Origin of the sequence: Ehrlichia ruminantium str. Welgevonden, assembly GCF_000026005.1 — a bacterium.
In the GTDB taxonomy this organism is placed as follows: Bacteria; Pseudomonadota; Alphaproteobacteria; order Rickettsiales; family Anaplasmataceae; genus Ehrlichia; species Ehrlichia ruminantium.
Genome location: NC_005295.2, coordinates 898,309 through 916,192 on the forward strand (window position 1 = coordinate 898,309; position 17,884 = coordinate 916,192).

Genomic DNA, 17,884 nt, shown 5'->3' on the forward strand with positions numbered 1-17,884 from the left:
TATTCAATAATTAATTTTTATACATACTTCGCTCGTTCATAAAATATAGGCAACCAAACATTTGGATCATCACCTACCTCTTTTATCAAATCATGCAACATTAGCACTGTCTCTGTCCTACCTGATAACACACTGATTATATCCTCAAGTCCACTTAAATTAATTCTAGCAATCACTGCACTAACACCCTGTTTTACCAGGAAAAACCTAGTACTAGGATCAGTATGTTTTATTAAAGTATATTCTCTCTCAGTTAACATAAACACATTTCTATAAGCACTAGTAGCCTTTAAATTAGGTAAAAATATTTGAGTAGCAGTTTGCTGTACCAAAGTATCACTAATAGCACTTTTACTAGCATCTTCAACACTCTGAGTAGCAAAAATTACAAATGTATTTAACTTTCTTAAAACTTTCAACCAATCTTTTATTTTAGGAGCAAAAACTGGATTATCTATTAAAGCCCATGCCTCATCTAAAACAATAATAGAAGGAGTACCATCTAAAGAAATACTAATCCTATGAAATAAATACAATAATACAGGAGCAAGAGATACTGGATCTTTTAATAGATGACTCATCTCAAAACCAAATACCCTGGATTTATTAAAATCTAATAAATCTTCTTTATTATCAAATATTGCTGCATGAGATCCATCACTATGCCACATAGAGATTGCTCCAGCTAAAGTATTAGGACCATCTAAGCCTAAAAATGGCACTAGATTACTTAATACCCGATGTTCCTTCTTTAATTTAAAATTACCTTCAATTGCATCATTAATACGAGTAATATCCTCAGAAGTAAGTTTATCATTAAATACAGATATTAGAGATTTAATCCATTCCATTAAAAATGTACGATTATCTGGAGTATCATCAAGATGTAAGGGATTAAAGCCTGTAAGATGTCTAGGCTCTATAACCATATAAACTCCATCTATCGCTCTGATAAAAATTTCAGCACCATAATCTTTATCAAAAAAGAAAATTCTTGGTGAAAATTTCATGGCTTGTGCACATAAAAAGTTCATGAGTACTGTCTTTCCACCACCAGTAGGACCTATAATAGAAGTATGACCAACATCACGAATATGAAAGTTAAAGAAGAAAGGAGTACCAGAAGTAGTATCAAATACTGTAACTGCTTCACCCCAATGATTATTAAACTTTTTCCCAACAGGATAGTTATGTTGAGATGCAAACCCAGCCATATTTAATGTACTAATTATAGCTTTACGCACCACATATTCAAAATTTCCAGGTAACTGAGCCCAAAATGCTGGCTCTAGGTTAATTTTTTCTCTTACTGGATATACTCCACAGTTAGACAATTCTGACTCTATTAATGACAATGCATTATCAAGAGTTTTTAAATTTTTTTCTGCACATAAAATTGTCAAATGATGTTGTCCAAAAGCAATTCTACCACTAGTAGCATCATCCAAAGCTTGACTTATTTCCACCACTTGTGATACAGCTTTATCAGAAGATTGTATCATACGATTTTGCTGGATTTGCATTTTAGTAATAGCACTCTGTCTATTAGTAAAACGAAAAGATTGAGTAATAATCAATTCATAAGGCAACTGCAAAAATGCATCTAGCATACCAGCAGAAGTAGTTTGACCATATTCTTTTAAACTAATTAATCCAGCATACTTACACTCATTATGGCCTACAATTTGTATTGTCTTATGACCAAAGTATAACCTATGCATAGGCAAGTACCGTGATACATCACCCATAGGAAATAATGCATATTGAAAAGAACCACAGTTTACTATTTGCAACAAAAATTCCATGATCTCAGAAAATACCCCATGTTTGGTTTCTCTAATACCTAAAATTTTAGGCATATAGTTACGTAGACTTGTAAATACACGATTTGTCACTTCATCTAAATCTTCAGAAATAGCATGCAAATCCTTCATCCTTGCTTCTTGCGCAGCACCTTTTCCAAACTTATCAAGGATACTAGAAAGAAATTCCATTCCTTTTTTGCCACCTTCCCTAACTATTGTAATATACAAATCATTAGTAAAAGACTGTTTTGTTGCATGCTTTTCCCTCCATTTTACATTTACATAGTTTGCAAATGAACTAGATACCTTATCACTAGCGAAACCTTCTGTAAAAGCATTCCTTCTACGTCTAATTATATGAAAATACAAACCAAAAGATGAAGATGATATACTTCTTAACATTTGATTACGAATAGAATTTTGTATAGATAAATCTTCATCGTCAGCAGTTTCAAACGCATATCCAGACAATTTAATAACCTTAAGCATTGACCCATCTTTTGTCATCAATGTAGAAGAATTCCAATGCTCACTATAAGGAATAAAATTAGACTCATGATATTCCCGAGCTATTATTTTTCTTTTTTTTGTTTGCAACCTATTTAGCTTTAACATCACATCACATCATAAGAATTAGCATTATGATAAAACCTATTTAAACATTTACTACACTTCTTCATTCTCAGCATAAATAATTCTAAGAATAATGGCTCTTTTGATGAAGCTAAGAAACCTATACCATGTATACCTGGCCCTAAAATGAACAATGCTCTAAAATCATTAGTATACATAAATAGCATTATGCAAATCATAAAATTTAACATAGCAAATATATAGCTAACACCAAATAACATTGTAGGACGTGTCAAACCCTTAAATAACTGATCTGCTTTAACAGTACCTGCCATAAACACATAACCAAAATAAAAATATATTAGTGATCCTAAGCCTTAACGTGCAAACACTAACACAAAAATGTTTAAATACAATACCTATAACGGCACACAACAATTAAAGTAACAATAACAATTTAATAAAACATTAAATCAGAATTATTTATCATAATTAATAAATTCCTTTCATTAATAATTCACCACATATACCAACTATAGCATTATTTACTAACTACAAAAATATCTGAAAAAATAGATTAAAAAACTAATAAAATCAAAATTACCTAATTAAAACACTATTACACTAAATTAATACTTAAAATATCATAATAAAAATTAAAACTCTATAAGTAAATTAAACAATAGTAGAAAATAATGTAAAATTAGCATCTTAGGAAAATATTTATTTAACATTATCAATACATTGAGAAAATCTTTGAGATGCAAAATCCCAATTAACTAAATGTTTTAAAAATATTTCTATATAATTTTGACGAACATTAAAGTAATCTAAATAATAAGCGTGTTCCCATACATCCATAGTCAGTAATGGGTATGTATCAGGATATTGAGTAATAGGAGTATCACCATTAGCTGTACACAAAATTTTAAGTTTTTGCTCTACAGTATCAAAAACCAACCATACCCATCCACTACCAAAATGACCTTTTCCAGCTTCAGTAAAAGCATTATTAAACTTTTCAACACTTTCAAAATCTTTATTTATTCTATCTAATAACTCTCCTTTAGGCGTAACAACACCATTCTTTGTTATAGATTGCCAATAAAAATTATGATTCCATACTTGACCAGCATTATTAAATATTGATCTAGTTGCTAAATCACTATGTGTAGCTTTAATAACCGCAGGTAAATCTTCATTCGTACAGGTACAGAAATCAGTCCCTGCAACAAGATTATTTAAAGCATTTACATAACCTTGATGATGCTTTCCATAGTGATAATTCAACACATTAGCACTCAAATATGGGGCTAAATCATCTTTTTGATAAGGCAGTTCTGGCAAAGTAAACATATATCCCTCCAAATTAATTATTAACTATATAATAAATAGAATATTAAAATGCTGACACAAATAATTTTTAAATGTATATCGAACAAAAAATTATATCTTTAAAATACGATAACATTATACAAAATATATGTACATATACTAGAAATTAAAAAAATAATGCTAAATTAATATATTTATTTTATATAAAAACACTTTTAATATAAATGAATCATAGATAAAATTAAAGGTCATCATTAATAGTACGATATTACATTTATAAATAACATGCACATACAAAAAAAGTTAGGTAAACTATTAAAGCACCGTCATATTGCATCTCGTGTATCCTTGAAAAATAGGAAAGATCGTATCTTATCAATCTTATCAATGAGTGCATTAATTTCTTCATTAGGAATATTATTTTTAATTTTAGGTAGTATTATCAACAATGGTTACAATGCATTAACAGCAACAGAAATTTTATTACCAATCACCATAAATAAAAGTACTACAGCTGATAATATGGCACTAAGAGGTATCCTTATAGACTCTATTCATAAATCTTTAGAGACATTATTTTCAGATGTTGTAGATATTTCAGACCCTAACAATAAAAACACTATATACAGTATCATAAGCGACACTGCACACCACAACTTAGCAGACTTTATATACAAAAACCCAGAAACCACCACATTTAAAATGTGGTTTAAATCTTCCACCACATTTAATAGAATTATCAAACAAAAAAACACATATAACAAAGTATACTCAGCAATCATCACAAAACTACAGAATGAAAATTTAATAAAACAATCATTCAACAATGCTTTATTTATTAAATATAACTCTAGATCTCCTGAAAGTAGCGGAATAATTGGATCATTAATAGGATCTATTTTTTCAATCATCATATGTTTAACATTTGCAGTACCAATTGGGATCACATCCGGCATATGCCTAAATGAACTAATACCTAAAAATAGGATATCTTATATAATAGAAGTCAGTATCACAAATCTTGCAGCGGTTCCATCAATAATATTTGGTATTTTAGGATTAGCAATCTACATAAATATTTTCAAAATACCACGCTCATCATCTTTTATAGGTGGTCTAACTTTATCATTAATGATGTTACCAAATTTAGTAATAGCAACAAAACAAGCTTTAACAGCAGTTCCATCATCTGTAAAAGATGCTGCATTTTCACTAGGAGCATCAAATATGCAAGTTATTATGCATCATTCGTTCCCGTTAGCCTTACCTGGAATTATGCAAGGTGTCATTTTAAGTATAGCTAGGATATTAGGTGAATCATCTCCACTTATTATGATAGGTATGGTAGCATTCATTGTTGACATACCTAAAAATTTTCTTGACCCAACAACAGTGTTACCTGTACAAATATATATGTGGGCAAGTAACCCACACATTGAATTTATACAATTAGCTGCAATTGCAATAGTAGCACTATTATTAATATTACTAATTTTGAACCTTATCGTAACCTTTATAAGAAAGAAATTTGATTACTTTATTTTCTAATATCCATTATAACAAGCTATACAAAAAAGCTTTAAGTTTAAATTGAATTTACCTAATAATAAAAGGAATATTTAATAATCTATTAACACCATTATTTGTAAATTTTTATACCCTTACAATATATTATCTACAGTAATCAGATACATAAAAATACAAACACATATATCTATATTCTAATCATAGAATATAAGCTTATGTTAAAACATATAATATTATTCTATACATACTGTATATTTTTTAATTAAGTAATTTATCGGTATTACAACTACTCATTCACAAACTATATACAAAACATAAAATAGTCACCAAGTTACAGATAATTTATTAATTATCACTCTCAGTACTATAAATACATTAAAATAACTGAAATATAACCTAAGCATTTTTCATTAATTTATTATTATTGTTTACAATACTACCAGTGAAACTAGATTTCCGATTTGTATTGAAAAATATACAACAGAATAATATGCTATTTTAATATAACATTATTATGAATTATAAAAGTATTTCATGCCACTTACATCAATTTATAACATTATTAAACTTATCAGTTTTATAAAAATATCTATTGAATTAATTAAAACTATCTTGTTAAAGCAGCACTTCTTTAAGTATAAAAAGTTATTAAATATATCTTAAATATACTATGATAAATATTAATTATGATATTGAGACACTAGATAGTACTTTACATAAACATTCAGGTCATGATTTTCAGCAGTAACGCAAGACTATGCTAGTTCTCATCAACTTTATACTTACTATGCATTATAACTGGTAGCCAACAAGCAAACAGGCTAAAAAACATCTATTTAAAATATCAACTTACACAAACAAAAAATTGTTTAATAGAATACTATCTATCTTTCCATAATCAAAGAATAGTATACTCATTTTTTAAATAAAAATACATATAATCAGAGAGTTATACATGAAACTCTAATATTTACTTTAATAAGATATGAAAATTATCACTAGACATATTTATTTACAATAATATACACACTATCTAAACTGAACCTACACCTGTTATTAAAGATTTAAAGATAAAAAAACTTATATAATAAGGAAGTTATGTATATAACTTAAATCTTGAGTTTAATAAAATATAAAAATTACTACCAAGTAAATTTATTAGTAAAAATACGTGCACTATATAGAATTTAAATTCACAATTTCAGTATATAAATATTAAAAACACATATAATAAAGTAGTTATACTTATAACTTAAATATTTTTTAATAAGATATGAAAATTATCACCAAACATATTTATTGACAATAATATACACACTATCTAAACTGAACCTACACTTATTATTAAAGATAAAAAAACTCATATAATAAGGAAGTTACGTGTATAACTTAAATCTTGAGTTTAATAAAATATAAAAATTACTACCAAATAAATTTATTAGTAAAAATACGTGCACTATATAGAATTTAAATCCACAATTTCAGTATATAAATATTAAAAATACATATAACAAAGTAGTTATACTTATAACTTAAATATTTTTTAATAAGATATGAAAATTATCACCAAACATATTTATTGACAATAATATGCACACTATCTAAACCGCACCTACACTTATTATTAAAGATAAAAAAACTTATATAATAAGAAAGTTATATGTATAACTTAAATTTTGACTTTAATAAAATATAAAAATTACAATCAAGTAAATTTATTAGTAAAAATACGTGCACTTAGCAGGATTTGAACCTGCGACCTTTACCTCCGGAGGGTAATGCTCTGTCCACTAAGCTATAAGTGCAAAAAATCAAATAATTTATAAATATACTAAATAAGACTATAAGCATATAAAAAAATAACATTTTCAAAATTGCGTACTTAATATAACTCAATATTTCAACAATATTTATAATTAAAATTCTTTCCTCTATATACACTATTTCATTTTTTATTAGAGAATTTACTTATCAGATTTTCCATCACGTAAGGTATTTCAATTAATGAGAAAATCATAATAGCACAATCATATGTGCTAAATTCCTATAGCTATTTATACACAATAAAAACTATTCTTACTATACATAAAGTACTGACCTTTTATTGCAAAATATTGAACATATATTTACATTACTAAATATTTTAATACTGCTATAATAGCACAATTGTAAATTTTTAATCTATAAACTGTTCATAATAAATTTAAAACTAGATATATAAAATACCAACTCTCCACCAGAAACTACTAATACACGTACTTGTAATTCAGAAAATTAGATACTAAAATAAGGCTATTTATTTCAATATAAAATTAACAAGACAATCATATTTTAACTATTATACAACATAAGACTTGTTATTTCACTAATCACAACATTTTCTCTTCAAAAATACTTAATATATATTGATTATCAAAAATTATATATCCCTATAGATAAAGTACCAACCATAAAATAGAAAATATCATAAGTATTTGATTTGTTAATTTCTATACTACATTGTCATGGTTAATTATACTTCTCAGCCATTTCTATAGAACAATTTATAATGCCAGTATCAATTATTTCTCTTAACATTAACACTATTTGACTAATAATAGATGTAACCAATATCAACTCAAATGTATACCTACAAAAAAATACTTATTAAACTCATATTCATAATAATAAAACTTATAAGTTATGGATTATATAAGTGATACTTTAAAAATATAGTATACAGCTATATATATTTTTCTTTCCTTTGACTACACACTTTATACTTATGTATACATAGCAGCACGATTTTTTTTAAGTCTCTGAAAATCCTCTTCTGCATGATATGAAGATCTAACTAAAGGACCAGAAGCAACCATTAAAAATCCTTTGGAATACGCAACATATTTATAATGATCAAATTCCTCTGGAGTAACATACCTATCAACTACAGCATGTTTAGAAGTAGGCTGTAAATATTGACCAATTACTATAAAATCAACATCTGCCGACCTTAAATCATCCATAACTTGGTATATCTCTTCTTTTAGTTCTCCCAATCCTACCATTATACCTGACTTAGTAAATATTCTAGGGTTTTTCTGCTTTATTGTTTTTAGCAAATATAAAGAATGAAAATAACGTGCTTTTGGTCTAATCTTAGCATACAGCCTTGGTACTGTTTCTACATTATGATTATACACATCAGGAAATGCTTTAGCAATTTTATCAATTGCATCATGTTTATTTAAAAAATCTGGAGTTAATATTTCAATAGTGACATTACTATCCCTTTTGCGTATTTCTTCTATACATTCTACAAAATGCCCAGCACCACCATCTTCTAAGTCATCTCGATCCACAGATGTAATTACAACATGCTGTAACTTCAACGAACTAACAGCTTTAGCCAAACTTTGAGGCTCATGAGGATCCAACTTATCAGGAATCCCAGAAGCAACATTACAAAATGCACATGCTCTAGTACATGTAGAACCTAAAATCATCACTGTAGCATGTTTTTTATTCCAACACTCACCAATATTAGGACATGCAGCTTCTTCACATACTGTATTCAGTTTATGCAACTTCATTAAATTGCGCATTTCATAAAAAGCACTACCTGTAGGCATCTTTACCTTTAACCAATCAGGCTTACTTTTCATATCGCAAATTTAGAAATCAAGTTTTACTACCTACTCAGGATAATTAATACTTACAATTCTGTCAAGAAAATGACTTCTTACCAACTCTATAATAAATACAAATAACTATAAGTAGAACTTTCTGTCTCATGATAACTTGTTCTTAATTCATTACAATAATTAACATTTTTTACTTTATAATAAGTAAATTTATTATTTCAAAAGAGAGTCAGTATACTACATAACAACCTAAAATCTTCTTATACACCAGGAAATGCTTTAGCAATTTTATCAATTGCATCATGTTTATTTAAAAAATCTGGAGTTAATATTTCAATAGTGACATTACTATCCCTTTTGCGTATTTCTTCTATACATTCTACAAAATGCCCAGCACTACCATCTTCATTTAATTTAAAATATGTAATTTATTTCAAAAATTAAGTACAAAGATACCTTTTGCTTAATATATCTATCAATACTAATTCCCTAAATTATTAAATCTATTATGTAACTATGTTTTAATAACCCATAAACAATATATATAAGATATCTTAAATCTTCTGCTAATACATTATGAAATTAAGTAATATCATACCTATTTATTCAATACATCTCCTTTATCCCACATAATCAAGGACTAATATTTTATTAATTCAGTAAACTATCCTAAAGAATTAGAACATACAGTACATCACGCATAGATGTTAATGACTGATAAAAAAACATTCTGCGAGATATTTTATTTAAGATATGTTCCTTACTATACAAGATAAATTTTTTCAGAAATAATCATTTAATAAAAAGTAGAGTAATTAATACACTTACATTAATTACTATAACTAATATAAAATTTAATATCTAGCATGTATTACTATCTTATGCATTTTCTTTGATATACATTCTATTATTATTCAACTTATCATACTAAATATAGGGAACCACCTTAATAACTGATAATCTATAATCTTTAAAAGACTAACTAAAAAACATATTAAAACAAATCTATAAAGCTCCTTCACATTTATATCGTTTAAACATACTATCACTACCTGTTGATTGCTTCAGCTTTACATATCATATTTTATAATTAAGAAGCATAATATTTTTTCAAGTTAAGAATACTTTGTCATACTTAATTCCCTAACTTTAATGATTGAGAAGTACTACAGGTTTGAGACATTTCCTTAACTTTTATACTATCTAAATAACTATTATTTTTAATTTCCATCGAAGAAAATCTATACTCACTGTGATAACTATACGATGACATATAACCCATCATACTTTGAGTACTATAAGTAACACTTTGACTCACACTTACAAAACTACATTTATAATCATAGCTAGCAGCACTTTCAGATCCCATATTTAAAGTACTTTCAGGCTTAACAGAAGCAGGAATACTATGCCTACGGTGCATAACAGGTACTTCAGATCTATCAGAGTGAAAAACCTTAGAAACAGCATCTTTAACTTTTCCTATAGCATAATCTACTGCACGCATTATAGCATATACAACAGCAAACATACCAACATTAGGTACCTGCTGAACAGACATATGATCTCTATGCATCATCATATAATATTGATCGTGTAATTTATGAGATACTTCCTTTACACAACCACGATAAGTATCTGAAATATAGCTTTGTGCATTTAATATACTCGACAGACTAACAACAGGACTTACTTGAGAAGTATTAGCAATTGTTTCATTTACAATACTTGAATCTTTTTGTTGTAATAACAACAGTTTAGACAAATCACGTAACAAACTATCATGTTCTCTACCTCCAACAGAAGCTTCCCCTTGTACCCTAATAACAGAACTAATAATACTTGAAGTTAATAAACAACTAATAAGTAAACTAGAAGTAATACCCTTTTCAATTAACATAGCCTTTAATTGCATTAAAAGAATTAACCTTTCATGAAGCAATTTTCTAAGTTCAGGATCCTGCTCTTTACTTAACCTTTCTTGTAACTCTAAAATTTGTTGTTCTATTAATTCTTTGAGACTTAGTCTACGATTAGCACGTAATAGTTTTTTTAAAAATTCTATAATAGATAATAATATAAACCTTTTTTTCCTTTTTTTACGCTCTAAAGGATTAAGTTCATACTCAAAATATATATCTTCTTCACTATCTTCAGATAATCCAACAAAAAAATCTAATATTTTTTGTAATAAGGATTCTTCTATTATCTCAAGATCTTCAGTATGATCTACAACATTTGATAAACTATAGTTATAAGCATCATTATATCCATCTTTCTGTATTACACTGCTAAGCCCAGCTTGTTCTATAATAAACCTATCAAACTGTTCTTCCAGCTGTAGCATAGTTTCCTGAATATCTAAATCTTCTAGCTTTATTTTGCCAAGAGCTTTAAAATCATCACTTACATCACCACTAAGCTGTAATAAAACTATATCACTAATTACACTATTTGGTTTGTTATGATATTTTTCTAAATTATTTAAAGTATTAGATTCAGTATCAAGTTTATTATTATCATCTACCATGGAGATACACCATCAATATTCCTATAACAACATATCATGAATTACATAATATGTAATACTTATTAATCAAAATCTAAACTCAATCCCAACATATGATATACCCCATCAAGGTCAAGTAATAATTGATCACTCCTACCATTTGCACAAGATACTTCCCCTTTCATATCACACTTTAACTCATTAGCAGATAAACATTCTTGAACACTCATTAACATTGAATTAGATACCATATTCTCATGTAATATGAAAGACTCCATATTATATATTACTTTCTCTCGAAAACAATGAGTAATATGTTTCACCATTTTTAATCCTACCATTTCATATATTAATCTAGCACACCCATTAATACACTCTAACAATCGCCATTGAGGTTCATTAATCCTATGAAAAGAAGAAGAATATATTAGATAATTAATATCACAAATTGGCAAATACTCATCTTGTACATCACACACATCATTACATAATAACCCCAAATTCAATTCAGCCAACATACAAGTTAAGTCTTGAAATAACATACCCTGTTTATAAAACTCAAGTAATAATATCTTTCCAAAATCAGTTTGAGTAAAATATTTATATAACTCTTCTATTGCTATTACATTTAACACCTGATCCATTATTTGTGAGACATGCTCAGTAATACTTAATAAACACGAACTAGAATTTGTTAAGCGAATCAAATAGTATATAAAAAAAGAAAAAACAGTACCTTTTGGATTTTTAATACATTCCATACTTTCACAAATATACTCTTTAAATCTTGAAAAACATGATATTGTTCCAGTTTCAACTCTAATTGTCCGTGCCAAATTTTTAGCTTGATCTGATGGTTCTTTTAATAGTAAGTTGTGATTGCCAAAAAAAGTGTCAAAAAATACTTTCATGCTCCTCATTTGACCATTATAGATTATACTAGTGTCTACAGATTGTAAAAGATAATAAACATCTCTTATATAACAAGAAAAATTGCACTCAATATCAACATCTACAAAACTAGTAGAAATCACTTCACCATGTTGAACGCGTTTTCGATAACTTTCTAATCTTAAAATGCAATCATATAATACTACTGTTACAATATTATCTAACCTAGTATTTAAAAATATCAATTCAGAATTACGCTTGATATTATAAACATCACAAACACTTAACATATGTATTGCCCACTTCAAAGATGCAATTTTTATATTCAATGTTTCTACTGTTATAGCATTTCCAATATCACGCACCCTATCGAAAATACTTTCAACATCACTTACAGTACATATTGTTCTGTATGAACCTTTAGAGAAATACTTAGTTTGTAAATTAACAGAAGTAATTTTATTATAGATTTCTTCTCTTCTTCGAAAACTATTTAGAATATTAGGCGAATCACCCTTACAATCATTATGATAGCTGAAGTTTTTTATATAATTATTCAATAAATAAGAAAACTCATATTTTAATTTCAGATAATTTACATTACTTATAATATCCTGAGGCAACTTAGCAGTATAATTCTCAAAATCTCTCAATAAATTCTCAATTCTCGGTTTTCCATAATATAAATTTTGATTAATTTGAGATGATAACTCCTTAGTTATCTCAGTAATCCTTAATAATACTGGTAAATCAATATTAACTTTATTACAAATGTCTTCTAACATTTCTGCAATATTGTATTCAGTATGGTACCTCCTCATACCATACACGTCTAGTTCTTCCTTCTCATTTGAGTGATCATAATCTTTAATTATAACACTTTTTAGAGATAATAGTTTATTCAATAAGATAATCATTGAACCTTTTAACCCATATGTAACAAGTGATCTACACACTTCTTGAAGAACATTATATACAGATATGCATACAAATCGTATGCCTTTTATAACTAATTTAATAACCTCAGATAATAACCCACACAACAAAATAAAATCAAGAACTCTAACTACAATGCCAATAACATCTAACATTAAAGTCCTGACTTTATCTACAAAAGTATCTAGCCCAGATACTACAAATAAACTATCACATACTCTTCGTATTACATCAATAAATCTAGCAAGAAAAATACCAGATATAATATTGAAATGTCCTAACAATACTACACAAACTGTAACTATTAGCATTATCAAAAACGTTAGTATAAAAAGCAAATATGCAACAAACTTATTAGAATATAAAACTGTTTTTACTTTTTCCAATTTACCTGAAATATTATGAGCTTTACAAAATTTCCTACTCAAAAACTTGGCTTCATGATCACTTTCAACAAATCTTTGTTGTGACAAATTTAATTTTAGTGATTCTATAACACTATTTGAAAATGATGTAACAGGAATTTGTTTGTTCTTTATATACAATTCCTCTTTTAGATTTTTACCTATATAACCTGATACAGTACGATAACGACCAGGATTAACATAATAAATAAAGAAAGAAGAAAATGGTAGGCATTTTAATACTCTATATAAAATTTGCAACACCCTTAAAAAACTACTGATTTTAATATCACAGACATATTGCTTATCTACTCTCACAGCACGTATCATAGATTGTAAAATAGTAAAAAAATCTCTATTACTTAACTTATCATCCCATAATTCCTCAGGAATATCTGATGAATCAATATTGATATCTAAATAATCCATTAAAGAATGCAATCTTAATTGATGCAAAAACCACTCATTCTTTTCTTTCTTACACGTTACCCATCTACCATCAACATAATCAATAGACTTTAACAACTGCACAACATTTATAGACGGTAACAGTTGTCCATTTTTAATAAATTCAAGACTCAACGTATGATGGCTACTAACAATATAGTAAATCACCCAATAGTTCATAAAGTATTTATTTGAATCTATAACCTTTAGATTATTATTCATATATCGAACAATTTCATCTAATAACAACACTCTACCACTTACATATTTTTTTAATTCTGAAACTTCCTTTCTTGTAACTTTTAATATTGGATTCCTATAAACAATTTTCCTATGCATAAAAAAATCATACATTACCAGTAATTCATTGATATCATGATGTACTTCTTGAAAAGTCACCTCTAACAAGAAGTTCAAGTCTTTCATGGTTAAAACATCTTTAAAGTTTTCTAAAAAATTAATTTCTGCATTTATCAGTGCAGTTATTCCTCTGAAATACTGTTGCGCACGTAAAACACCTCGGTTCTGACTAATCTCAGAAAAAAAATCAATATTTATTGTAATATTGGACTTTACAGCATGTAAGTCAGATATAGCTTTTTCTGATCTTAAAATAACTTCTGGTGAACTATTTTCTATACTATAGAATGATTTATACACATTTCGTGCATCATTTATATCTAGAAAATCTATTTTTATTTTCTTATCTTGAAAAAACTTACAAACAATACCGTTTGTAATATCATATTGTTGACGTTCTTTTAACAGATTTTCAATTTCTTTTAGTATTATCTCATCATTTGAGAGAATTGATAATGTTGCATGTAATACATGAAATGGAACCTTTAAAACTAATATACTACTTTTCTCTATTCGTAATACATAATCAATAAACAACTTTAAACTTTTCTTTTGATTTAACAATTTTAACAATTCATTATCATCACATAGATTATCAATTTGTGATTGTAATAAACTTAATTTTTTCGTAATTACCTGAAATAATACACTATCCTCAAATTTTTTCGTATCACACAAGAAAAATCCATACATACCATTTTCATAAATACATATCTTTTTTCTTAACAATTCTGGATTTGGGAAACATAAAGGGATTACATCAGTGATACATGTTGATTCCATTCTTCCAGAAAACTCATTGTTCCGAAAGAAATAATTAACTAACTTATAAAAATTTTCACGTACATCATGCTTATAAGGACCTGTTATGTTATAATAAATATTCTCACAATGCAATTTCCATAGATCAGTCACCTCAACTAATAAATACATCATCAATCTGATGTTATATTCACCACCACACGTAGCATAACGGAAAGGATTCTGAATTTTTTTTCTAAAAAAAACTAAATCTACTTTTTTTATTATCAACTTATGATTAGCTCGATCTTCTTTAATAATATCACTAGGCAATAAATCTAAAAATCTTTTCCTTTCTGTATTATCTCTGTAGAAAATCTCAAGATTTAAAAACCCCAGTTTTACTTTTAGATTATCTGTCTGAAGTACAGAAGATAAGAAATCAACCAATGATTTACTACCATATGAACTATCTAACAACATAATATTATTACCTAATTATAGATAACTATATTTAGGTTATTACAGTATTAAGTGTGACAGTGATGAATAAACAACCTTAATCTTATCTAAAAACTATAGAGAGATTAGTAATGTACTACAACTGATACTATAATGAAAATCTTTTTTTACAATTTATATTCTAGCTGCTACATACAATAACAAGTAATTAATATATATACAAACGCTATAGGTTAAGTTAACTCAATAATAATATCTCCCGTAGAAACATTACTTCCCTCTGCTAACAACACAGATTTTACTATTGATTTAACATCTGAACATATTACATTTTCCATTTTCATAGCTTCTATTACCAATAATGATTGTCCAGGATAGATCTCTTCCCCTTCCTTAACATAGATCTTCACTATCATACCAGAAATAGGAGAGCATACATTATTAGGAATGAGTTCTTGTAAATCGGTTTTAGGCATTATACTAAGTAATTTAGATACATAAGGCCTATATACTGCACATGTTGCACGTATTGCAGAATACCTCAATTGATATTCACCAATTTTTCTACTATCAACCTTTATTGGAATAACTTCACCATTTACTCCTAGCGCTAATATTTTAAAATTCATATTCCACATACCTGATATCACATACCTGATATCATTATACAGAACAATTATTTTACCATCTTCATATTTTACTGATACAAAATATTCCTGATCATTTACATAAACAACTAATTCCTTATCACAAGATAAAACATACGCACACCCCCCATATTCATCTTGAAAAAATATAAATATTGCAGTCAAAATAAAAAGCTCTATGCTGTATTCTGTTAAGTGTTCACCTTGAAAACCATTAGGATAAAATTGTTCAACAAATTTCGTATTAATATTTCCAGAAATAAATACAGAATTATTAAATACAGATAATAAAAAATCTATGTTATTAGCAATACCATTAATATAAAAACTATTTAAATACTTTTGCATAAAACCTATTGCTTCATTCCTATCTTGACCATGTGTACACACTTTAGCAACCATAGGATCATAAAACATACTCACTTCTGATCCTTCGAATATTCCACTATCAATTCTTAAATTATCATTAGGTACAGGAGCAGAATAATAAACTACTCTACCACTAGATGGCAAAAAATTCTTCATAGGATCTTCTGCATAAATTCTAGCTTCTATCGCTGAACCATTGAATTCTATATCCTTTTGAGTAAATCTTAACTTTTCACCATTAGCAATTCGTATCATTTCTTCTACTATATCAATGCCAGTCACAAGCTCTGTAACAGGGTGCTCAACTTGTAATCTAGTATTCATCTCTAGAAAATAAAATTGCTTATTTTGGTCAACAACAAACTCTATAGTACCAGCAGAATAGTAGCCAACTTTCCTAGCTAAACTAATACATTGTTTGTACATCTTTCGTCTTGTACGCTCATCAAGAAAAGGACTGGGTGTTTCTTCTATAACCTTTTGATTATGTCTTTGTATTGAACACTCTCTTTCCCCTAAACATACAATATTTCCATGTTTATCAGCTAGAATTTGTATTTCAATATGTCTTGGTAATTCAATATATTTTTCAATAAAAATTCTACCATCTCTAAAATTTTTTGATGCTTCATTTGTTGCAGAAGTAAATGCTTGATTTATTTCATCTCTTGATTTTACAATTCTCATGCCTTTACCGCCACCACCAGCAGTAGCCTTAATCATAACTGGAAATCCTATAGATTCTGCTATTTTTTCTGCTTGTTCAGAAGAATCTACAATTCCCATATAACCAGGAATAATGTTAACTTGTGCAGATTCAGCTATTTTTTTTGAAGTAATCTTATCAGCCATCATCCTAATAGAATCAGCACTAGGACCAATAAATTCAATTCCATAATCATTAAGCTTTTCAGGAAAATTAGCATTCTCAGATAAAAAACCATATCCAGGATGTACTGCTTGTACACCTAGATCTCTAGCTATTTCACAAATTTTCTCTATACTTAAATAACTTTGACCTACAGGAGCAGGACCAATATTCACTGCTTCATCAGCAGATAAAGCATGTAAAGAATACACATCTGCATCTGAATATATAGCTACACAATATATCCCCATTTTATGAGCAGTTTTCATTATTCTACACGCAATTTCACCTCTATTTGCTATTAATATCTTCTTTATCATGATTATCAACACTCTAAATTATAGGTCACCTTTACTAAACAATATCAAAAATAGACTAAATTTTACCTAG

At 27.6% G+C, this 17,884-nt stretch carries 8 protein-coding genes, 1 tRNA gene and 1 pseudogene; 1 reads left to right on the forward strand and 9 read right to left on the reverse strand.

The annotated features are described in order from the left end of the window. Positions 1-17 precede the first annotated feature (17 nt). From ERUM_RS02860 to ERUM_RS02870, 3 genes are all read right to left on the reverse strand, one after another. Positions 18-2,420, reverse strand: a complete 2,403-nt coding sequence (locus tag ERUM_RS02860; RefSeq protein WP_011155205.1) for a VirB4 family type IV secretion/conjugal transfer ATPase — start codon at positions 2,418-2,420, stop codon at positions 18-20. Continuing rightward, positions 2,420-2,713 (reverse strand): type IV secretion system protein VirB3, encoded by a 294-nt coding sequence (locus ERUM_RS02865; protein WP_011155206.1) that lies wholly within the window; start codon positions 2,711-2,713, stop codon positions 2,420-2,422. Before ERUM_RS02865 ends, ERUM_RS02860 begins: the two co-directional genes overlap by 1 nt. A gap of 388 nt (positions 2,714-3,101) precedes the next feature. After that, positions 3,102-3,734 carry a superoxide dismutase gene (locus tag ERUM_RS02870; protein ID WP_011155207.1) on the reverse strand — a complete coding sequence of 211 codons (633 nt, stop codon included), beginning with the start codon at positions 3,732-3,734 and terminating at the stop codon, positions 3,102-3,104. Positions 3,735-3,998: 264 nt separating this feature from the next. On the opposite strand from ERUM_RS02870, the gene ERUM_RS02875 reads away from it, so the two are divergent. Then, on the forward strand, positions 3,999-5,261 hold the full coding sequence (locus ERUM_RS02875) for a PstA family ABC transporter permease (protein ID WP_011155208.1): 1,263 nt from the start codon (positions 3,999-4,001) through the stop codon (positions 5,259-5,261). Positions 5,262-6,972: 1,711 nt separating this feature from the next. On the opposite strand, the gene ERUM_RS02880 is transcribed toward ERUM_RS02875, so the two are convergent. The 6 genes and pseudogenes from ERUM_RS02880 to ERUM_RS02900 form a co-directional block, all read right to left on the reverse strand. After that, positions 6,973-7,045: transfer RNA gene (locus tag ERUM_RS02880), tRNA-Arg, on the reverse strand. A 957-nt stretch (positions 7,046-8,002) separates the two neighbouring features. Further along, positions 8,003-8,881 (reverse strand): lipoyl synthase, encoded by an 879-nt coding sequence (lipA, locus tag ERUM_RS02885; protein WP_011155209.1) that lies wholly within the window; start codon positions 8,879-8,881, stop codon positions 8,003-8,005. Between the two features lie 242 nt (positions 8,882-9,123). After that, positions 9,124-9,267, reverse strand: a pseudogene (locus ERUM_RS05085) (lipoyl synthase); the annotation flags it as partial. A gap of 728 nt (positions 9,268-9,995) precedes the next feature. Further along, positions 9,996-11,390, reverse strand: coding sequence for a hypothetical protein (locus ERUM_RS02890; protein ID WP_011155210.1), 1,395 nt, complete (start codon positions 11,388-11,390; stop codon positions 9,996-9,998). A 62-nt stretch (positions 11,391-11,452) separates the two neighbouring features. After that, positions 11,453-15,631 carry a hypothetical protein gene (locus tag ERUM_RS02895; protein WP_011155211.1) on the reverse strand — a complete coding sequence of 1,393 codons (4,179 nt, stop codon included), beginning with the start codon at positions 15,629-15,631 and terminating at the stop codon, positions 11,453-11,455. Positions 15,632-15,843: 212 nt separating this feature from the next. After that, complete coding sequence (locus tag ERUM_RS02900) at positions 15,844-17,814, reverse strand: acetyl-CoA carboxylase biotin carboxylase subunit (protein ID WP_044148659.1); 1,971 nt, start codon at positions 17,812-17,814, stop codon at positions 15,844-15,846. Positions 17,815-17,884 lie beyond the last annotated feature (70 nt).